The sequence below is a fragment of the Sphingomonas sp. HITSZ_GF genome (assembly GCF_029543155.1).
Lineage (GTDB): Bacteria > Pseudomonadota > Alphaproteobacteria > Sphingomonadales > Sphingomonadaceae > Sphingomonas.
In genome coordinates this window covers 471,160-490,326 of record NZ_JARQXA010000002.1, presented here as the reverse complement: position 1 = coordinate 490,326, position 19,167 = coordinate 471,160, and the positions used below count along the sequence as shown (strand labels likewise).

The window sequence follows — 19,167 nt, the reverse complement described above, 5'->3', positions numbered from 1 at the left end:
CTAGAGCTGGTGCCCCGTCCGGTCGCGCTTGGTGGCGAGGTAGCGCTCGTTGTGCGGGTTGGGCGGCAGGAAGTGCGGCACGCGCTCGGCCACGGTCACGCCCGCGGCTTCCAGCGCTGCGACCTTTTCGGGATTGTTGGTGAGCAGCCGGATGCGGCGCTGGCCGAGCAGCGAGAGCATCTTCGCCGCGGTGGCGAAGTTGCGCGCGTCGACTGCGAAGCCCAGCCGGGTGTTGGCATCGACCGTGTCGAAGCCCTGGTCCTGCAGCGCATAGGCGCGCAGCTTGTTGATCAGCCCGATCCCGCGCCCTTCCTGGCGAAGATAGAGCAGGATTCCCCAGCCGCTCTCGCGGATCGCGCGGATCGCTGCCTGGAGCTGCGGGCCGCAATCGCATTTCAGGCTGCCGAGCACATCACCGGTCAGGCATTCGCTGTGCAGCCGGACGAGCGGCGGCTGGCCGTTGGGCTCGCCGATCAGCAGCGCGACATGCTCGCCGGGCATCTCGTCGGTGCGGAAGGCGACGATCTCGCTGTCCTCGGCGTCGAGCACGGGCAGGCGGGCGCGGGCGACGATGCGCAGCCGGTCGGCATCCTCATGCGCATCGATGTCCTCGGGAGTGATCGCCTCCTCTCCGGCGGCCTTGCGGACGAAGAAGGCCGGCAGCAGCCCCGCCACGCGCGCGAGCCGCAGCGCGGCCGCGGAAAGCTCGGGTTCGGCGAGCGGCAGCGCGCGGAACGGGCCCTTGAGCGGCGTGGCGAGATCGAACTGCGGATCGGCGAGCGCGGTCGCGGTGTCGAAATCGAGCCAGGGCACCCGCCCGATCAGTACCGGCGCATCCGGGGTGGCGGCATCGCGCTGGTTGGCGAGCTTGAGCGTGGCGGCACGCCCGGCGGAGAGCAGCAGATCAGCCTGGCCGGCTTCGTCGAACGCCGCCAGCCGCCGGGCGTCGGCAGTCTCCACCGCGAGCAGCGCGAGGTCCCCGATCGCCACCGGCCAGCCGCGGCGCAGCGCATCGACGGCGCGGGCGGCGGCGTGCGCGCTCAAAAGGCGAACTCGGTAACGATCGGCACGTGATCGGAGGGCTTGAGCCAGGAACGGCACGGTTCGCAGACCTTGTGTGCGGTCGCCTTCTCGGCGACGTCGCGGCTGGCCCACATATGATCGAGCCGGCGGCCGCGGTCGCTCGCGGCCCAGTCCTTCGCCCGGTAGCTCCACCAGCTATAATAGCGCGCAGGGGCGGGCATGAAATGACGGCCGAGATCGACCCAGTCGTTCGCCGCCTGCAGCCGGCCGAGCGTCTCGACTTCGATCGGCGTGTGGCTGACCACGTCGAGGAGCTGCTTGTGGCTCCACACGTCGCTTTCGAGCGGCGCGACGTTGAAGTCGCCGGTCAGGATCGAAGGCACGCTCAGGTCCTTCGACCAGGCGATCATCCGCTCGAGGAAATCGAGCTTCTGGCCGAATTTCGGGTTGAGCTCGCGATTCGGAATGTCGCCGCCGGCGGGGACATAGACATTCTCGAGCCGCACGCCGTTCGGCAGCCGCACGCCGACATGGCGCGCCTCGCCATTGGCCTGCCAGTCGAACCGGTCGTCCTCCACCACGGGGATGCGGCTGATGATCGCCACGCCGTGGTGCATGCGCTGGCCGTGCTTGATGACATGGTCATAGCCGAGCGCGCGGAACGGGCCTTCGGGGAAGTCCCCGTCGATCACCTTGGTTTCCTGCAGGCACAGCACGTCCGGCGCCTCCTCGCGCAGGAACTGCTCGACGATCTCGATGCGGAAGCGGACGGAGTTGATGTTCCAGGAGGCGATCTTCATCGCCGGGGATTTAGGAGGTGTTTCGCCTCCGCACCAGTGGGGAAGCCCAGACAAGGAAAGGCCCTCGTCCCGGGGGCAATGGAACGAGGGCCGACCTAGCGTTCGTCACGCAGGCGGGGTGTGAAGATCCCGAGCAACAGGGGGAAAATCCCGGGTACGCCCTCACATCCGCAAGACAGGTTCTATGCCCGGCAACCTGTCGCCAGCATGAACGGCGTTCAGCTTCAGCGCGGGCCCTGGCGCCGCGGATCGTTCCAGCGGAACGCCCCGTCGCTGATATTGGCGTTGAACTGCTGGTTCGACAGCCGGATCGTCGTGCGGTTGTTCTGCGAATCCAGCGCCACCCAGCCCTGGAGCATCAGCCCGCCGGGCGCGCCGGCGTTCTTCTGGAAGATCAGCGTGATCCGGCCATATTCGGGGTGGTCGCTGTCATGCACTTCGACCGAGACGAGCTGCGGGCTGCCGGTCGGCACCACCTTGGCGAACTTGGTGATGTCCTTCTTCGGGTTGAGCAGCACGGCGAGCGGCGAATTGCCGATCGGCCAGCGCTCGACCTGGCGCACCTGGTAGTCGATGAAATAGAGGCTGCGCCCGTCCGCGACGATCAGCTGGGGCACGCCCTTCTGATACTGGAAGCGGATTTTGCCGGGCCGCTTCAGCGTCATCGTGCCGGTGAGCGTGCGGCCGTTGCGATCGGTCTGTGCGAAACCGGCGGTCATCGAGCTGACTGCAGTGAGATGCTGCTGCACCTGCGCCAGCTCGCCGGCAGCCGGCGCCGGTTCCGCAGCCGAGATCAGGGCCGGCGCTGCAAGCGCGAGGCTGAAGGCGAGGGGCCGTGCAAACACGTGTCATTCTCCAAATTGCGGGGAAATGCCCTGAGAGGCGGGGCTTGAATGTCCCCTGAACCCCTCAGTCCCGCATTTTGCTCCGCTTGCAGGCTCCTTAGAGCTGTCGGCCGTCGGTATCCATCAACACTTCCCGGCGGCCGACATGGTCAGGGCGCGAGACGAGTTCATCCTTCTCCATGCGCTCGATCAGGCGCGCCGCCGAGTTGTAGCCGACGCGCAGCTGGCGCTGCAGCCACGAGGTCGAGGCTTTCTGGCTTTCCGCCACCAGCTGGATCGCGCGGCGATAGAGCTGGTCCTCGGGGCTGTCGTCGCCCTCGGGCGCACCGTCGAGGCTGAAGCCGCCATCCTCGGGCTCCTCGGTGACCGCCGAGATATAGTCTGGCGTCCCCTGCGAGCGCCAGAAATCGGCCACTGCCTGCACTTCGTCATCGCTGACGAACGGCCCGTGGACGCGGACGAGCTGCTTGCCGCCGGGCATGTAGAGCATGTCGCCCTTGCCGAGCAGCTGCTCGGCGCCCTGCTCGCCCAGGATGGTGCGCGAATCGATCTTGCTGGCGACGTAGAAGGAAAGGCGCGTCGGCAAATTCGCCTTGATCACCCCGGTGATGACGTCGACCGAGGGGCGCTGCGTCGCCATGATCAGGTGGATGCCCGCGGCGCGCGCCTTCTGCGCCAGCCGCTGGATCAGGAACTCGACTTCCTTGCCCGCGGTCATCATCAGGTCGGCAAGCTCGTCGACGATCACCACGATCTGCGGCAGCGGATTCAGCTCGAGCGCTTCCTCCTCGTACATCGGCTTGCCGGTGTCGGGGTCATAGCCCACCTGCACCTTGCGCCCGAGCTTCTGGCCCTTCGCCTTGGCCTGGCGCACCTTGTCGTTGAACGAGGCGAGGCTGCGGACATTGGCGTGCGCCATCATCCGGTAGCGGTCCTCCATCTGCTCCACCGCCCATTTGAGCGCGCGCACCGCCTTGGCGGGCTCGGTGACGACGTCGGCGAGCAGATGCGGGATATCCTTGTACATGCTCAGCTCGAGCATCTTGGGATCGATCATGATCATCCGGCACTGCTCGGGCGTCAGCCGGTAGAGCAGCGACAGGATCATGCAGTTGAGGCCCACCGACTTGCCCGAGCCGGTGGTGCCGGCGACGAGCAGATGCGGCATCGGCGCCAGATCGGCGATCACCGCATCGCCAGCGATGTTCTTGCCGAGCACCAGCGGCAGCGTCGCGCCCTGGTCCTCGAAGCTCTGGCTGCCGATCAGCTCGTGCAGATTGACCGATTCGCGCACCGCGTTGGGCAGCTCGATGCCGATCACGCTGCGGCCCGGGATTGTCGCGATGCGCGCCGAGGTGGCTGACATGTTGCGCGCCACGTCGTCGGCGAGCTGGATCACGCGGCTGGCCTTGATGCCGCTGGCGGGCTCGAGCTCGTACATGGTGACGACCGGGCCGGGGCGGACCTCAACGATCTGCCCCTTCACATTGAAATCGTCGAGCACGCTTTCGAGCAGCCGGGCGTTGCGCTCCAGCGCGGCCTTGTCGATTCCCGCATTCTTGTTGGCGGGTGGCGGCTTGAGCAGGTCGATCGAAGGCAGCTGGTAGCTGTCCTTGAAGTCGAGGCTGGTCTGGGTCGGCGGCTTGGTGCGTGCCGGGCTCGGCATCACGTTGCGATCGGCGATCACCGGGCCGGGGCGATTGTCGGGCACCACCGTCTTGCGCGGCTCGCGGCCCTCGCGGATCTTCGGCTCTTCCGGCACGCGTTCGCGCTCGCGCACTTCCTTGTCGGGATTGCCGAGCAGCGGCATCTTGCCCGGCCCCTTCAGGCTGGGGATACCGGGCAGGCTCACGCGCTCGGGCAGCGTGAAGTCAAGGCTGCGCCACCAAATGAACAGGCCGATCAGCCCGCAGACCAGGCCCAGCCCGCGACCGGCCCACCAGCTCACCGTCGGGTCGCCGGCAAAGCCGATCAGCCAGTTGAACAGCGCGGCAATGCTCAAGCCGACCACGCCGCCCCAGCCGCCGGTGAGCGACAGCACCGCGTCCGACGAGAAGAAGGACAGCGCCGTGGCGAGGAAGACCACGCCGATGCCGACACCGCGGAACATCGTCCCCCAATTGCCGGTCGGCCGGTCCTTGAGCAGCCGGTAGGCGACGATCAGCCCGATCGGTAGGAACAGCCACACGGCGGGGCCGAGCAGCGCATAGAGGAAATCGGCGATCCAGGCGCCGGGTTCGCCCATCCAGTTGCGCGCCGGGCCCGCCGCTGCGGTGTTCCACGAAGGATCGGTCGGCTGGTAGCTGCCCAGCGCGACGCCGAGCGCCAGCACGCCCAGGAACAGGGCTGCTCCGCCGATCACCGCGCCGCTGCGGCGCGCGCCGGCCTTCATCGTTTCGCGCCAAAGCGGCGCCTGTGCCCGGGACGCCATGCCCAGCCTCCAAATTTTCAGGGGGTGCGGCGCCGTTAATCGCCCGAGCGGACTCCGCCGTCAAGCGTTCCCGCCACGTTCCGCCGCATCGCATCGACATATGGCGCTTTCTATGATTCTGTCCGCCGCAGTTCCCCGGCGAAAGCCGGGGCCCAGGGTTTCTCTGCCGGCTCGCTCGTGGCTCTGGGCCCCGGCTTTCGCCGGGGAACAGTTGGGCATGGGGCCCGTACATCGCATGGGGATGACGAACGGGCGGCAGCGCGCTACGGCACTCGCATGGATCGCGCAGATGTCCTCATTCTCGGCGGCGGGCTGGTCGGCTCGGCGCTGGCCACCGCGCTCGATGCGCATGGCATTTCCTCGATCGTGGTCGATCCCGCCGATCCCGAGCAGATCCTTGCCGCCCGGCACGACGGTCGCGCCTCGGCGATCGCCAGCGCGCCGATGCGGATGTTCGAGGCGATCGGCGTGGCGGAGCGGCTGGCGGGCAAGGGCTGCCCGATCCAGGGCATCCGCGTCTCCGACGGGCTCGATCCCGGCAAGCTCGATTTCGCCCCTGGCGAAGGCGAGGGCGCGCTCGGCCACATGTTCGAGAACCGCATCCTGCGCACCGCGCTCTACGAGGCCGCGGTCGCGGCGCCGCTCGCCGATGTCCGCATGCGGACCCGTGCGCTTCACGTGGAACGCGGCGAATTCGGCGTCACCGCAACCTTGAGCGACGGCAAGCAGGTCTCCGCCCAGCTGCTGATCGGCGCCGAGGGCCGCAACTCGCCCACCCGCGAGTCCGCCGGGCTCAACACTGCGCGCTGGAGCTATGAGCATGCCGCCATGGTCGCCACGCTCGGCCATGAACGCAGTCATGAGAACATCGCCTTCGAGATCTTCTATCCCGAAGGGCCGTTCGCGATCCTGCCGCTGCTGGACGACGCGAACGGCCATCGCTCGGCCGTGGTGTGGACGGTCAATGCCCGCGACGCCGCCGGCATGATGAAAATCTCCGAGCGCGCCTATCTCGCCGAGGCGGAGAAGCGGATGGGCGGCTTCCTTGGGCGCTTGGGCCCGCTCACCGCGCGCTTCAGCCACCCCTTGGGCTTCCACCACGCCGCCTGGATCACCAGCGACCGGCTCGCGCTGGTCGGTGACGCCGCGCACGGCATCCACCCGATCGCCGGCCAGGGCGTCAATGTCGGTTTCCGCGACGTGGCGACGCTGGTCGAGGTGCTGGTCGATGGCAAAAGGCTCGGCCTCGACATGGGTGATCCCCAGCTGCTCGCGCGCTACCAGCGCTGGCGCGGGCTCGACACCTTCATGGTCGCCGCCGCCACCGACGGGCTTACCCGGCTGTTCGGCATCCCCGGCAAGACCGCCAGCGCCGTCCGCCGATTCGGCCTCTCCGCGGTCGACCGGCTGCCGCCGCTCAAGCACTGGTTCATGGCCGAGGCGCGCGGCGAGAGCGGCGACGTGCCCAAGCTGCTGCAGGGGATCACTGCCTAGAGGGCCGGTCATGTTCCCCGGCCTTCGCCGAGGAACCGGATGCGACGGGCTATTGCAGCGTGCCACCCTCATCCCCGTCGTGGCGGCCGTAGAATTGCATCAGCTGGACGATCAGCTCCGACCGGTCGCTGAGCGTATCCGCCTCAAGCAGCGCCTGTTTCGAGGCGACGTCGAACGGTGCGATCTGGGCGATGCCGTTGACCAGCGATTCGTCGTCGAGCCGGCTCACTGATTCCCAGTCGACCGCATAGCCCAGCGCATCGGCGAAGCGCCGCGATTCCATTTCCAGCGCGGCGCGCTCGGCCATGGCGAGAATCTCGCTCTCCGCCACCGCCTCCAGCTCGGCCTCGACCTGACGGAACGGCGTCGTGACGTCGAGCTCGCGTCGGATCGCGAAGCGCGCCAGCCCCTCCAGCACGATGTCGAAGCGGCCGTCGTCGAGCGCCTCGACCTCGGCGATGCGGCCGACACAGCCGATCTCGAACAGCGGCGCGGGCTCGCCGGCGGCGCGCGGCTGGATCATCCCGATCCGCCGGTCGCGGACCAGCGCGTCCGACACCATCGCGCGGTAGCGCGGCTCGAAGATGTGCAGCGGCAGGTGCATCCGCGGGAAGAGCAGTGCGCCGCCCAGCGGAAATACCGAGAGCCGCACGATCTTCCCCGAAGGCGTCATCCGAACAGGATCGCGGAAAGCTTGCGGCGCTGCGCCGAGACCCAGGGGTCCTCGAGGCCGACCGCCTCGAACAGCTTGAGCAAGCGTTGACGCGCGGCGCCCTCGTTCCATTCGCGATCGTCGCGCACCATGGCGAGCAACGTCTCGGCGGCGCCGTCGCGGTCTCCCGAGGCCATCTGGCCGCCAGCGAGCTCGTAGCGCGCTTCCATGTCGCCGGTCGCCGCCTGGGCGGCGAGGCCGCTCAGGTCCTCGACCGGCGTGGCTTCCTTCGCCAGCGCGATCGCGGCGCGGGCCTGCTCCAGCTCGGCGCCCTTGGCGTCCTCGGGCAGCGTGGCGAGCACCGCCTCGGCCTCGTCGGCCCGGCCCAGCGCCAGCAGCGCGCGGGCACGGCCGGCGGCGACCTGGACATGGTCGGGCGCCAGATCGGCGATCTGCTCGAAGATCGAGAGCGCGCGTTCGGCGTCGTTCTCGGCCAGCGCCTGCTCGCCCATCGCGATCAGCGGCGCGAGATCGGCCTCTGCCTGCGCCTCGGCGCTCTCCACCGGGATCTGCCGCAGGATCTGGTCGAGCATCGTGCGCAGCTGCGATTCGGTGCGCGCAGAGGAGAGGTCGGCGACGAGCTGGCCCTGGAACATCGCATAGACGGTCGGGATCGAGCGGACCTGGAACTGGTTGGCAATGAACTGATTCGCGTCGACATCGACCTTGGCGAGGACGACGCCCTTGCCGGCATAGTCTGCGGCGACCTTTTCGAGCACCGGCGCCAGCGCCTTGCACGGGCCGCACCATTCCGCCCAGAAATCGATGATGACGAGTGCGGTCATCGAGGGCTCGACGACGTCGCGGCGGAATGCGTCGACGGCTTCCTTCTCCGCGGGGGTGAGTCCAAGCGTGGCCAAGGCGGGTGCTCCTGAAAAAATGCTCTATTCGGGTTCAGCGCTATGTGGGCTTTCGCAGCGAAAGCGCCAAGCCTCTAAAAAAACTGCGTGCATGGGGTTGCCCACCCCAAAAGCCGGTGCTAGTGGCCGCGCCTCACCCAGCCCGGTGGCGCTTCGCTGCCCCGGACTAGACGCCAGAGCGGGCGTAGCTCAGGGGTAGAGCACGACCTTGCCAAGGTCGGGGTCGAGGGTTCGAATCCCTTCGCCCGCTCCAGCGTTTCCTGCCGATTTTCCGGCACTTATCCAAAAATCCTCAGAAAACTCTCCCGGACCCGGACGCGCGCGCCCGGCGTTACCCAATCGGATGGCTTGCCTTTGCGCGGGCCCGGATGACAAAACGGGATCGTTATGATCGCACGGCTCGCCCTGGCGCTTGGCGCCACTTTGCTGCTCTCCACTGCCCCGCTTCCGGACGGAATCGAGGGTGTCTGGGCCAATCCGCACAACAGCGTGCACGTCCGCTACGAGAAATGCGGCAAAGGTGCGCTGTGCGGTACCGTGGTCTGGGCCAGCGACAAGGCCAAGGCGGATGCGAAGCGCGGTGGCACCGACGAGCTGGTCGGCACCCAGATTTTCCGCAATCTCTACAAGGACGGGCCGAATCGCTGGAAGGGCAAGGTCTTCGTGCCCGATATCCGCAAGACCTTCGCCGGCACGGTCACGATCGAGGGCGACAAGATGGTCGGCCGCGGCTGCCTGGTGCTCGGCGTCGGGTGCAAGTCGCAGACCTGGACGCGCATCCAGGACTGAGCCGCCCGATTCGCGAACGCTGTGTTTCCATGCGTGCCCCTTGTTACCGGGGCGGGCGATTTCCACTTCAGCGGGCATACAGGTTACAACCGCAAGAAGCCCCCCATCATGTTCGGTACGATTCTCCGGGCGATTCTGCCCGCCTTCGCCCTTTCCCTCGTCGCCTTCCCCGCCACGGCCGGCTCGCCGCCCGACGCGCCGATCGCCAGCGAGTGGCGCAATCCCAGCAACAGCGTGCATGTCCGCATCGATCAGTGCGGCGGCGCGGTGTGCGGCACGATCACTTGGGCCAGCGACAAGGCGATCGCCGATGCCAGGCGTGGCGGCACCGCCCAGCTTGTCGGCACCCGGCTGTTCCGTGATCTGAAACCCGCCGGCCCCGGCAAGTGGAGCGGCAAGGTGTTCGTCCCGGATATCCGCCAGACCTTCTCGGGCACCATCCAGTTTCAGGACGGCGACAAGATGGTCGGCAAGGGCTGCGTGCTGTTCGGTATCATCTGCAAGGCGCAGACCTGGTCGCGGGTGCGCTAGGCTTGCCGCAATGCGCCGGGAGGCGCATTCCAGAGCCGGCTTTGACCGCAGCCTTCGGGCTGGCGGCGGGGCCCGCAGCGGCTAGGGTGCTGGCATGAGCAATGCACCCATTCGAGTCGGCATCGGCGGCTGGACCTTCGAGCCCTGGCGGGGCGGCACCTTCTATCCGGAGAAGCTCTCCCAGAAGAAGGAGCTGGAATATGCCTCGCGCCAGCTCAGCGCGATCGAGATCAACGGCACCTATTATTCCGGCTTCAAGCCCGCGACCTTCGAAGGCTGGGCCAAGACAGTGCCCGACGGCTTCGTCTTCGCGGTGAAGGGCTCGCGCTTCTGCACCAACCGCAAGGTGCTGGCGGATGCCGGCGAATCGGTCGCGAAGTTCGTCGGCCAGGGGATCGTCGAGCTGGGCGACCGGCTCGGGCCGCTGATGTGGCAGTTCATGGCCACCAAGAAGTTCGACGCCGCCGATTTCGGCGCCTTTCTCGATCTGCTCCCGCGCACGCATGAAGGCGTGACGCTCCGCCACGCCGTCCAGGTCCGCCACGAAAGCTTCGCGGTACCCGAATTCGTCGATCTGTGCCGCAAGGCGGGGGTGGCGATCGTCTATGCCGATTCGCCGCAATATCCGGCGATCGCCGACGTGACCGGCGACTTCGTCTATGCCCGGCTCGAGGCCGGCGCGGACGACAACCCCTTCTGCTATCCCGAAGGCGATCTGCCGCGCTGGACCGAAGCCGCCACGACCTGGGCCTCCGGAGGCCGCCCGGCAGGGTTGCCCTATGTCGAGGACAGGGATCCGCCCGCCGTGCCGCGCGAGACTTTCGTCTTCTTCATCCATGGCGGCAAGGTGCGCGCGCCGGCGGCGGCGCAGGAATTGATGCGCCGGCTCGGCTGAGTCGGGCTTGCGGCGCGGCGGCCGGGGCTCCGGCTGCCGCCGGACGCAATAAAGTTTCAATACCGCAACGTAACGGAAACGCCCCAGTCACGATCCGTGTTTTTCCGGCTACAGCCGCCGGCTAAAGTGCAACATTCGCGCTGCTGCCGCTTTACGCGCGAATCTCCCGCTCTCATCGATTGCGCCGCACGCGTCGTTTCGGCGTCGCGCGCCTGTTCGTCTCCCCCCGTCAATGTTCGCACGGGGCAGTATGAAAGTAGGGTACAATGTTTACGCGTAACATCGCTCGCTCGCTGCGGGCAGGCAGCGCCGTCTCGGCGCTGGCTCTCGCTTCCTTCGCCGTCCCCGCCTTCGCGCAGGACACCACCCCCACCGCAGACCAGACCGCTCCGGCCACCCCCGTGGCCGATGAAGCTCCCGAAATCGTCGTCACCGGCTCGCTGTTCGCGACCAAGGTGACTACGTCGCCGGTCACCACCGTCACCGCCGAGTCGCTCGATGCCCGCGGCATCACCACCGTCCAGGACGGCCTGCAGCGCCTCGCCGCCAACAACGGCCCCACCCTCACCAACAGCTTCTCGGCCAATGGCGCGTTCGCCGGCGGTGCGTCGGCGATCTCGCTGCGCGGCCTGTCGACCAACTCGACGCTGGTGCTGTTCGACGGCATGCGTGCCGCCTATTATCCGCTGGCCGACGACGCGACCCGCAACTTCGTCGATCTGAACACGATTCCGGACGACATCATCGACCGCGTCGAAGTGCTCAAGGACGGCGCTTCGTCGAGCTACGGCGCCGATGCGATCGCGGGCGTGGTGAACATCATCACCAAGCGCAGCTTCCAGGGCGTCTCGGCGCGTGCCGAAGCCGGCGTCTCGCAGGATGGCGTTGCCGCCAGCCAGCGCTTCTCGGTCACCGCCGGCACCGGCGATCTCGATCGTGACGGCTTCAACGCCTATGTCAGCGGCTTCTACTATCACTCGGACGCGGTCTATACCAAGGACCTGCCCTATCCGTTCAACTCGGATAACCAGACCGGCATCGGCGGCCCGAACAACCTCGTGAACGGCGACAATTTCGCACCGACCTATGCCGGTTCGAACATCTATGTCGCGCCGGGCTCGGGCGGTCGCTACCAGCTGCTCCAGTCGGGCTGCGTCAATGGCAACCTGACCCAGACGACCGCTGCCCAGCAGGCGGCCAGCAGCCTGCTGCCGACCGCGATCTGCCAGCAGGACCTGACCAACCAGTATGGCGTGGTCGCCCCGCAGGTCGATCGCTTCGGCTTCTCGGCGCATGTTGCCAAGACGCTCGGCGATTCGGCGGAAGCCTATCTGGAAGTGAATTTCCAGCAGTCGCGCAGCCAGTATAGCGGCGCGGCATCGACGATCTACTCGAAGGCACCGGCAGGCATCTACTACGCGCCCTATTCGACGAGCGGCAGCGGCGCTGCCTTCGCGGCAGGCTCGGGTGCGCTGACGCTCCCGGTCTATGTCTGCGCCGCGCGCGTGAACTGCGATGCGACCAACGGCACGCTCAACCCGAACAACCCGTTCGCGGCTTCGGGCCAGACGGCAACGGTGATCGGCGCGATGCCGAACCTCACCCGCCAGGACGAGACGCGCAGCCGCGTGTACCGCGTCGCGGCCGGCATCAAGGGCAGCTTCGGCGACGACTGGAACTACAAGGTCGACGCCACCGCGATGCACACCGACCTGCGTCGTACGATGAACGGCTATGTCTATATCCAGCACCTGCTGGATGTGATCGCCGATGGCTCGTACAACTTCGTGAACCCCTCGGCGAACAGCCAGTCGGTGCTCAACTATCTGGCACCGGAACTGAACGTCGATGCGTCGTCGGATCTCTACCAGATCCAGGCGAGCGTGAATAAGGCGCTGTTCCAGCTGCCCGGCGGCCCGGCCCAGCTCGGCGTCGGCGGCTCGGTGTTCTACGAGGCGGTCGATTCGCCCTCGGCGAACAGCGACGTCAACGGCCCGACCGAGCGCTACTTCACGATCAACGCGTTCGGTACCGAAGGCCATCGCACCGTTGCTTCGGCATTCGGCGAGCTGAGCCTGCCGGTGCTCGAGCAGCTCGAGCTCAACGCCTCGGGCCGCTATGACCATTATTCGACCGGTCAGAGCACCTTCTCGCCGAAGGTCGGCGCGAAGTTCACCCCGATCGACATGCTGACCGTCCGCGGCAGCTGGTCGCGTGGTTTCCGTATCCCGTCCTTCGGTGAAGCCAATGCGCTGCCGACGACCGGTTATGTCACCAACTCGGCCGGCCTGTTCAACGATGCGTATCTTGCGCAATATGGCTGCACGGTCGCGACGTTCAGCACCGCCTGCCCGCAGTACCTGCGTAACGCGAGCTATGGTGCAACCACGCTCGCCTCGCCGGACCTGAAGCCGGAGAAGTCGCGCAACATCACGCTGGGCGCGGTGTTCGCGCCGATGCGCAACGTCTCCTTCTCGGTTGATTACTTCAACATCAAGAAGACCAACGCGATCACCTCGCTGTCGTCGGCCGCGGCGCTCCAGGCCTATTATTCGGGCCAGGCGATCCCGGACGGCTACACCGTGATCGCGGACGCGGTGGATCCGGCCAACCCGACGGCGCTGCCGCGCGTTGCCTATGTCCAGTCGCACTATGTCAACGCCAACAAGCAGAAGGCGGAAGGCATCGACTTCGCGGCGAACGCACGCTTCCACTTCGGGGACGTGACCTGGACGAGCAACCTCGACGCCACGCTCATGCTCGAGCTCAGCACCACGCTGGCCGACGGCACGCGCGAGACCTATGTCGATACGCTCGGCAACTACAACCTGACCGCGGGTTCGGGCACCTATCGCTGGAAGGGAAGCTGGATGAACAGCTTCGCGATCGGCAACTACACGGTGACCGGCACGGCCAACTTCACCTCGGGCTATGACCTTTCGGCCATGGACCAGGGCAATGCCTATGAGGATTGCGGCCTCGCGCCGTCGCCCGCCTATACCGGCTGCCGCGTGAAGAGCTACTTCACCTTCGACCTGAACGCGACCGCCAAGATCGCGGACAAGTTCACCATCTACGCGAACGTGCTGAACCTGTTCGATCGTCTGCCCGACGTCGATCCGGTCACCTATGGTGCGTATCTCTACAACCCGGTCCAGGCCGGCGACGGCATCTATGGCCGCCGCTTCTCGGTCGGCGCCAAGGTCAATTTCTGATCTTGCGGGTTCCCGCTTAGGGAAAGGAAGGGGCGGTTCCGAAAGGAGCCGCCCCTTTTCATTACGGGCGCTTCGGGCTCGCGGTGTCGGCGGCCATGCGTTCGCCGTCGATCACGATCGGCGCAGCGATGCCAGGCACGCCCTCGCGCTCGATCCGCATGCCACGCGCCACCACCTGCGGATCGGCGAACACCTCGTCGATCGTGTTGATCGCCCCCGCCGGCACGCCTTCCGCCTCCAGCGCCTCGTAGAGGTCGGCCTTGGCCCATTGCCGGATCGCCGCCTCGAGCAGCGGCACCAGCAGCGCGCGATGCACAACGCGCTGCGGATTGGTCGCGAAGCGCGGATCGCTGCCGTAATCGAGCCCGAGCACGCCGCAGAGCTTGCGGAACTGCAAGTCGTTGCCCACCGCGATGATCAGCTCGCCGTCCTTCGCGTGGAACGCCTGATAGGGCACCAGATTGGCATGGCCGTTGCCCATCCGGTGCGGCACCTTGCCCGATGCCATCCAGTTGAGCGCCTGGTTGGCGAGCACGCCCACCTGGGTATCGAGCAGCGCCATGTCGATATGCGCGCCGTCGCCGGTGACGTCCCGACGTCGCAGCGCCGCCAGGATCGCCACCGCCGAATAGACGCCGGTGAAGATGTCGGCATAGGCGATGCCGGCCTTTTGCGGCGCGCCGTCGGGCTCGCCGGTCAGCGACATGAAGCCACCCATCCCCTGGATGATGAAGTCGTAGCCCGCACGCGGCGCATAGGGGCCGGTCTGGCCGAAGCCGGTGATCGAGCAGACCACCAGCCTGGGGTTGAGCGCACGCAGGCTCGCGGCGTCGAGCCCGTATTTCACCAGCCCGCCGACCTTGTAGTTCTCGATGACGACATCCGCCTCGGCCACCAGCGCGCGCACCGCCGCCTGCCCCTCGGGCGTGGCGATGTCGATCGCCCGGCTCTCCTTGCCGCGGTTGCAGGCGTGGAAATAGGCGGCGTCGCGATTCTCGCCCTCGGCGTCGTGGAGGAAGGGCGGCCCCCAATGGCGGGTATCGTCGCCTTCGCCGGGCCGCTCGATCTTCACCACTTCGGCACCCAGATCGGCGAGCAGCTGCCCGCACCAGGGCCCGGCGAGGATGCGCGCCAGCTCGACGACCCTGATCCCCTCCAGCGGCTTCATGGCCGGCGGATCTCGTAGATCAGATGCGGCTTCATCTCGCCCGCCATCAGCCGGTCGACGGTGCCGGGGCGCGCTACCCCGCCGATCTTCTCCATCGCTTTCCGCGAGCGGATATTGTCGACGCCGACGGTGAACACCGCGGTGCGGACATGGCGGTGGATATGGTCGAGCATCAGCCGCTTGATCTCGCGGTTGGTGCTGCCGCCCCAGTGGCTGCGCGCCAGATAGGTCCAGCCGATCTCGATCTCGTCGGCGGCTTCGTCCCAATTGTCGAAGCGCGACGAGCCGATCACCGTGCCGCTGGCCTTGTCGATTATGGTCAGCGCGCCGCCGCTGGCAATGCCGGCGTCGAAATAGGCGCGGAACACCGGCTCCTGCCAGCGGTCGTGCGCCGGATGGACTTCCCAGACCAGCGGATCGCTTGCCACCGCGAACAGCGCGTCCCAGTCCCCGGGCGTGCTCGGGCGCAGCAGCACCCGTTCGCCCTCCAGGACTGGCTGGCGCTCGGGCGCCATCAGAACGCCGCGATCCCGGTGATCGCGCGGCCCAGGATCAGCCCGTGCACGTCGTGCGTGCCTTCATAGGTGTTGACCGTCTCGAGGTTGATCGCGTGGCGCATCACATGGAATTCGGCCGAGATGCCGTTGCCGCCATGCATGTCGCGGGCGATGCGGGCGATATCGAGCGCTTTGCCGCAATTGTTGCGCTTGATGATGCTGATCGCCTCGGGCGCCAGCGTGCCTTCGTCGAACATGCGGCCACAGCGCAAAGCGGCTTGCAGCCCGAGCGCGATCTCGGTCTCCATATTGGCGAGCTTGAGCTGCACCAGCTGGTTGGCGGCGAGCGGCTTGCCGAACTGCGCGCGGTCGAGCGTGTATTGCCGCGCCGCGTGCATGCACGCCTCGGCTGCGCCCATGCTGCCCCAGGCGATGCCGTAACGCGCCCGGTTGAGGCAGCCGAACGGTCCCTTCAGCCCCTGCACCTCGGGCAGCAGCGCGTCTTCGCTCACTTCCACCCCGTCCATCACGATCTCGCCGGTGATCGAGGCGCGCAGGCTCAGCTTGCCTTCGATCTTCGGCGCCGAGAGCCCCTTCATGCCCTTTTCGAGCACGAAGCCCTTGATCCCGCCGCCATGCGCCTCGCTCTTCGCCCAGACGACGAAGACGTCGGCGATCGGCGAATTGGTGATCCACATCTTCGAGCCGGTCAGGCGATAGCCGCCGTCGATCTTGGCGGCGCGGGTGCGCATGCCGCCGGGATCGGAGCCGGCATCGGGCTCGGTCAGCCCGAAACAGCCCACCCATTCGCCGCTCGCCAGCCTGGGCAGGTATTTCTGCTTCTGCGCCTCGGTGCCATAGGCATTGATCGGGTGCATCACGAGCGAGCTCTGCACCGACATCGCCGAGCGATAGCCCGAATCGACCCGCTCCACTTCGCGCGCCACCAGGCCATAGGAGACATAGCCAAGGCCAGCGCCGCCATAGGCTTCGGGGATGGTCGCGCCGAGCAGGCCGAGCTGGCCCATCTCGCGCATGATCTCGCGGTCGAAATCCTCGTCGAGAAAGGCCTTGGTGACGCGCGGCAGCAGCTCGCCCTGCGCATAGTCGCGCGCGGCGTCGCGGACCATCCGCTCCTCGTCGGTGAGCTGCGCGTCGAGCCCGAAGGGGTCTGCCCAGTCGAACCGGCCCATCTCTGCCATCTTCCTCGTCCTTTGCTGTTCTCGGCCGTCCTAACGGCTCCCGCCCCCGATGCGTGTCGGGAGGGCTTCATGGGGTATGCGGTGCGGCTATCCCGCCTGGGGGGCAGGGGCCAGCGGTGGCGGTAGGTCCATTGCCGCCCGCTCGATCTCGGTGAGCGCGGTGCGCGCGGCGACATAGCGGCGCGCGGCGCTGGTCCAGCTCTCCGCCAGCGCCACGCCGGGAAGGTGCGCCACTTCGGCCAGCGCCGCCTCGACATCGCCGCGATCGAGCGCGCGCCGCGCCCGGCGCAGCCGCTCGGCGGGCAGCGGGCTCGGCGTATCGGCCTGGCGCAGCACCACCAGATTGCCGAGCATCCGGCGCACCCGGTTCCACAGGCTGTCATTCGGGTCGTTGGCCAGGCGCGGGCTCAGCGCATCGAGCGCGAGGCGCAGATCCTCCAGCGTCACCGGTTGGGCCGCGGCGCGCAGGATCGCCGCCACCGCTTCGTTGTTGCGCTCGCCGAAGCGGGTGCGCAGCTGGTTCTCCAGCGGCCCCAGCGGCTGGCCGCGCTCGATCGCGCGGCGCGTGGCAAAGGCGACCATCATCCGCTCGGCGCGCGTCGCATAGCCGGCGGCGCCGCGGGCGCTGGCATCGGCGTCCTTCATCCGCAGCTCGATCTGGTCGAGCTTGCCGGCCAGCGCCGTCTCGCGCGCGGCAAGCGTCGCCAGGTCGGTGCCGGGCGGCAGCGCCGGTATGCTCGGCTGGCTGCTGGCGCTGGGGCTCGGCAGCGGTGCCGGAGCCGCGTCGTGCGGCGAAAGCCCGCCGGCCAGGCCGAAGGCGCCCAGCGTCACGCCGACTCCGCCCAGAAAGGCGATCGTTCCGATCAGGCTGGCGCTGCGCCACCAGGGAATGCGCGGCGGGGGCGCGAGGGTCTCGTCGCTCATGGGGTCCTTATTCGCCGGGGCAAAGCTTCCGGTCAATGCGTGCGCTCAATCGGCGAGCTGCAGCGCGAGCTCGATCAGCGTGTCGGGACGCCGATCGCGGGCGATCTCGATCCGCCGCCAGCCGGCGCCTGCCGCCTCGGCCGCGCGCGCGCTGATCGCGGCGATGCTGGTGATCGCGCGGTGATCGGGCGCCACCAGCTCGGCCAGCCGAGCGCCGGCCCGGGGCGACTGGACCAGCACCACCGTGCCGCGCAGCCGCACCGCCTGGTCAGGCTCGATCTCCAGCGCCTCGCTGGCATAGACGGTGATCGCCTGGGCGACCACGCCGCCCGCCTCGAGCATCCGCTCGCGTCCGCCGAGCAGCAGCGCACGCGTCACGCCTGCCGCTTCGGCCGCCGCGACCAGCTCGGCGGCGCCCGCTTCGCCGATATGCGCGATGCGAAAGCCGATCCGCCGCGCCGCCTCGGCGGTGACATGGCCCACGGCATGGACGGGCAGGCCCAGCAGCGCGTCGAGCGCCGGCCCGCCATGGCGCACCGCATTGGCGCTGGTCAGCAGCAGCGCGTCAAAGCCTGCCGCGTCGGGCGCGGTCCAGGGCACCGGCCTGGCGGTGAACAGCGGCAGCCGCAGGGCGACGCGCCCCGCCGCCTCGATCGCCGATGCGGTCACGCGGTTGCCCGGCTCGGGCCGCAGCACGGCGATCGGTCGGCTCATCCGTCGAACAGGCGCCGCACCGCCTCGGGTGCCCGTGCCAGCAGGTCGTGCGCCAGTGCGGCGGGCAGCGCGGCGTCGAGCGGCGCGCCTTCGATCGCGCCATGGACATGCTCGGCGCCATCCTCGCTCAGCAGCTCGGCCTCCAGCGTCAGGATCGCGCCCTCGATGCTGGCCAGCGCCGCCACCGGCGAATGGCAATCGGCCTTGAGCGCGGCGAGCAGCCCGCGCTCGGCGCGGACACAGGCATGGGTCTCGGCATGGTCGATCGCGCCGACCAGCTCGCGCGCCCGGGCGTCGTCGGCGCGAATCTCCACGCCCACTGCGCCCTGCGCCGGGGCGGGCAGCAGCACGTTGGTGGGGATCTCGGTGCCGACGTCATGGCGTCCCAGCCGCTCCAGCCCGGCGGCAGCGAGCAGGGTCGCATCGGCCTCGCCCGCGGCGAGCTTGGCCAGCCGCGTATCGACATTGCCGCGGAACAGCACCACCGACAGGTCGGGCCGCAGGCGCTTCACCTGCGCCGCGCGGCGCGGCGAGCTGGTGCCCAGCACGCCGCCCTGGGGGATCGCATCGATCGAGGCGGCGCCCACCAGCCGGTCGCGCACATCGGCGCGCGCCAGCACTGCGGCGATCGCGATCATGTCGGGCCGGAAGGTCTCGACGTCCTTCATCGAATGGACCGAGGCATCGATCTCGCCGGCGAGCAGCGCGCGGTCGAGCTCCTTGGTCCACAGCGCCTTGCCGCCGATCTCGGCGAGCGGCCGGTCCTGCACCTTGTCGCCGGTGGTCCGGATCACGACGATCTCGATGTCCGAAAGGGGCAGGTTGTTCGCAGCGGCAAGCGCTTCGCGCACCAGGTGCGCCTGCACCAGCGCGAGCGGCGATCCCCGGGTACCAAGTTTGAAAACGGTCATGTGCGGTGCCTTACCGGCTCCCTTTGCGCTTGTCGAAACGGACGTCGAAGTTGGCACGGAGATACTCGCGCCCAATTTCGTCACCCCGGCCTTGTGCCGGGGTGACGGGTGTGAACCAAAACGGCGGGAGAACTTCGACAATCGTGCGCTGACACC

Annotated in this window: 17 protein-coding genes and 1 tRNA gene; 6 read left to right on the top strand and 12 right to left on the bottom strand. The window is 68.0% G+C overall.

The genetic code is table 11. The features are described from left to right. From ribA to P6144_RS08120, 4 genes are all read right to left on the bottom strand, one after another. A complete protein-coding gene (gene ribA / locus P6144_RS08135; protein WP_277767234.1) occupies nucleotides 1-1,044 on the bottom strand; it encodes a GTP cyclohydrolase II in 1,044 nt (347 codons plus the stop codon). Further along, nucleotides 1,041-1,823: an exodeoxyribonuclease III gene (locus P6144_RS08130; RefSeq protein WP_277767233.1), complete on the bottom strand. Its 783-nt coding sequence runs from the start codon at nucleotides 1,821-1,823 to the stop codon at nucleotides 1,041-1,043. Before P6144_RS08130 ends, ribA begins: the two co-directional genes overlap by 4 nt. 224 nt (nucleotides 1,824-2,047) lie before the next feature. Beyond that, on the bottom strand, nucleotides 2,048-2,668 hold the full coding sequence (locus P6144_RS08125) for an outer membrane lipoprotein carrier protein LolA (protein ID WP_277767232.1): 621 nt from the start codon (nucleotides 2,666-2,668) through the stop codon (nucleotides 2,048-2,050). A gap of 97 nt (nucleotides 2,669-2,765) precedes the next feature. Further along, the gene (locus P6144_RS08120) at nucleotides 2,766-5,099 is read right to left on the bottom strand and encodes a DNA translocase FtsK (RefSeq protein ID WP_277767231.1); all 2,334 of its coding nucleotides are present in this window, start codon (nucleotides 5,097-5,099) and stop codon (nucleotides 2,766-2,768) included. Nucleotides 5,100-5,375: 276 nt separating this feature from the next. Here P6144_RS08120 and P6144_RS08115 point away from each other — a divergent pair, with 276 nt between their 5' ends. Continuing rightward, nucleotides 5,376-6,593 (top strand): UbiH/UbiF/VisC/COQ6 family ubiquinone biosynthesis hydroxylase, encoded by a 1,218-nt coding sequence (locus P6144_RS08115; protein WP_277767230.1) that lies wholly within the window; start codon nucleotides 5,376-5,378, stop codon nucleotides 6,591-6,593. Nucleotides 6,594-6,642: 49 nt separating this feature from the next. On the opposite strand, the gene P6144_RS08110 is transcribed toward P6144_RS08115, so the two are convergent. Both P6144_RS08110 and P6144_RS08105 read right to left on the bottom strand, forming a co-directional pair. Continuing rightward, a complete protein-coding gene (locus P6144_RS08110) occupies nucleotides 6,643-7,266 on the bottom strand; it encodes an LON peptidase substrate-binding domain-containing protein (protein WP_277767229.1) in 624 nt (207 codons plus the stop codon). Further along, nucleotides 7,263-8,165, bottom strand: coding sequence for a tetratricopeptide repeat protein (locus tag P6144_RS08105; RefSeq protein ID WP_277767228.1), 903 nt, complete (start codon nucleotides 8,163-8,165; stop codon nucleotides 7,263-7,265). The genes P6144_RS08110 and P6144_RS08105 overlap by 4 nt, the downstream gene beginning before the upstream one ends. Nucleotides 8,166-8,343: 178 nt before the next feature. Between P6144_RS08105 and P6144_RS08100 the strand changes: the two genes are divergently transcribed. The 5 genes from P6144_RS08100 to P6144_RS08080 all read left to right on the top strand — a co-directional run bounded on the left by P6144_RS08100 (nucleotide 8,344) and on the right by P6144_RS08080 (nucleotide 13,595). Continuing rightward, nucleotides 8,344-8,418 (top strand) — tRNA-Gly (locus tag P6144_RS08100). 134 nt (nucleotides 8,419-8,552) lie between these two features. Next, the gene (locus tag P6144_RS08095; RefSeq protein ID WP_277767227.1) at nucleotides 8,553-8,954 is read left to right on the top strand and encodes a DUF2147 domain-containing protein; all 402 of its coding nucleotides are present in this window, start codon (nucleotides 8,553-8,555) and stop codon (nucleotides 8,952-8,954) included. Nucleotides 8,955-9,062: 108 nt separating this feature from the next. Then, entirely contained in the window at nucleotides 9,063-9,485 is a 423-nt protein-coding gene (locus P6144_RS08090; RefSeq protein ID WP_277767226.1) for a DUF2147 domain-containing protein, read from the top strand. A 94-nt stretch (nucleotides 9,486-9,579) separates the two neighbouring features. Continuing rightward, on the top strand, nucleotides 9,580-10,380 hold the full coding sequence (locus tag P6144_RS08085; RefSeq protein WP_277767225.1) for a DUF72 domain-containing protein: 801 nt from the start codon (nucleotides 9,580-9,582) through the stop codon (nucleotides 10,378-10,380). Nucleotides 10,381-10,646: 266 nt separating this feature from the next. Then, complete coding sequence (locus tag P6144_RS08080) at nucleotides 10,647-13,595, top strand: TonB-dependent receptor (RefSeq protein WP_277767224.1); 2,949 nt, start codon at nucleotides 10,647-10,649, stop codon at nucleotides 13,593-13,595. Nucleotides 13,596-13,656: 61 nt separating this feature from the next. Here the strand turns inward: P6144_RS08080 and P6144_RS08075 are convergent, their stop codons facing one another. From P6144_RS08075 to hemC, 6 genes are all read right to left on the bottom strand, one after another. Continuing rightward, nucleotides 13,657-14,763, bottom strand: coding sequence for a CaiB/BaiF CoA-transferase family protein (locus P6144_RS08075; protein WP_277767223.1), 1,107 nt, complete (start codon nucleotides 14,761-14,763; stop codon nucleotides 13,657-13,659). Next, a complete protein-coding gene (locus tag P6144_RS08070; RefSeq protein ID WP_277767222.1) occupies nucleotides 14,760-15,278 on the bottom strand; it encodes a GNAT family N-acetyltransferase in 519 nt (172 codons plus the stop codon). The genes P6144_RS08075 and P6144_RS08070 overlap by 4 nt, the downstream gene beginning before the upstream one ends. Beyond that, nucleotides 15,278-16,462: an acyl-CoA dehydrogenase gene (locus P6144_RS08065; protein WP_277767221.1), complete on the bottom strand. Its 1,185-nt coding sequence runs from the start codon at nucleotides 16,460-16,462 to the stop codon at nucleotides 15,278-15,280. The genes P6144_RS08070 and P6144_RS08065 overlap by 1 nt, the downstream gene beginning before the upstream one ends. 87 nt (nucleotides 16,463-16,549) lie before the next feature. After that, nucleotides 16,550-17,386, bottom strand: coding sequence for a hypothetical protein (locus P6144_RS08060; protein WP_277767220.1), 837 nt, complete (start codon nucleotides 17,384-17,386; stop codon nucleotides 16,550-16,552). Nucleotides 17,387-17,431: 45 nt separating this feature from the next. Next, on the bottom strand, nucleotides 17,432-18,100 hold the full coding sequence (locus tag P6144_RS08055; protein WP_277767219.1) for a uroporphyrinogen-III synthase: 669 nt from the start codon (nucleotides 18,098-18,100) through the stop codon (nucleotides 17,432-17,434). Beyond that, on the bottom strand, nucleotides 18,097-19,011 hold the full coding sequence (gene hemC / locus P6144_RS08050) for a hydroxymethylbilane synthase (protein WP_277767218.1): 915 nt from the start codon (nucleotides 19,009-19,011) through the stop codon (nucleotides 18,097-18,099). Before hemC ends, P6144_RS08055 begins: the two co-directional genes overlap by 4 nt. Nucleotides 19,012-19,167 lie beyond the last annotated feature (156 nt).

Bases quoted from the DNA above. Each gene is read 5' to 3' on its own strand.
- P6144_RS08130 (WP_277767233.1), bottom strand. From the start codon at position 1,823: ATGAAGATCGCCTCCTGGAACATCAACTCCGTCCGCTTCCGCATCGAG.
- P6144_RS08120 (WP_277767231.1), bottom strand. From the start codon at position 5,099: ATGGCGTCCCGGGCACAGGCGCCGCTTTGGCGCGAAACGATGAAGGCC.
- P6144_RS08115 (WP_277767230.1), top strand. From the start codon at position 5,376: ATGGATCGCGCAGATGTCCTCATTCTCGGCGGCGGGCTGGTCGGCTCG.
- P6144_RS08110 (WP_277767229.1), bottom strand. From the start codon at position 7,266: ATGACGCCTTCGGGGAAGATCGTGCGGCTCTCGGTATTTCCGCTGGGC.
- P6144_RS08095 (WP_277767227.1), top strand. From the start codon at position 8,553: ATGATCGCACGGCTCGCCCTGGCGCTTGGCGCCACTTTGCTGCTCTCC.
- P6144_RS08090 (WP_277767226.1), top strand. From the start codon at position 9,063: ATGTTCGGTACGATTCTCCGGGCGATTCTGCCCGCCTTCGCCCTTTCC.
- P6144_RS08085 (WP_277767225.1), top strand. From the start codon at position 9,580: ATGAGCAATGCACCCATTCGAGTCGGCATCGGCGGCTGGACCTTCGAG.
- P6144_RS08080 (WP_277767224.1), top strand. From the start codon at position 10,647: ATGTTTACGCGTAACATCGCTCGCTCGCTGCGGGCAGGCAGCGCCGTC.
- P6144_RS08075 (WP_277767223.1), bottom strand. From the start codon at position 14,763: ATGAAGCCGCTGGAGGGGATCAGGGTCGTCGAGCTGGCGCGCATCCTC.
- P6144_RS08070 (WP_277767222.1), bottom strand. From the start codon at position 15,278: ATGGCGCCCGAGCGCCAGCCAGTCCTGGAGGGCGAACGGGTGCTGCTG.
- P6144_RS08065 (WP_277767221.1), bottom strand. From the start codon at position 16,462: ATGGCAGAGATGGGCCGGTTCGACTGGGCAGACCCCTTCGGGCTCGAC.
- P6144_RS08060 (WP_277767220.1), bottom strand. From the start codon at position 17,386: ATGAGCGACGAGACCCTCGCGCCCCCGCCGCGCATTCCCTGGTGGCGC.
- P6144_RS08055 (WP_277767219.1), bottom strand. From the start codon at position 18,100: ATGAGCCGACCGATCGCCGTGCTGCGGCCCGAGCCGGGCAACCGCGTG.
- hemC (WP_277767218.1), bottom strand. From the start codon at position 19,011: ATGACCGTTTTCAAACTTGGTACCCGGGGATCGCCGCTCGCGCTGGTG.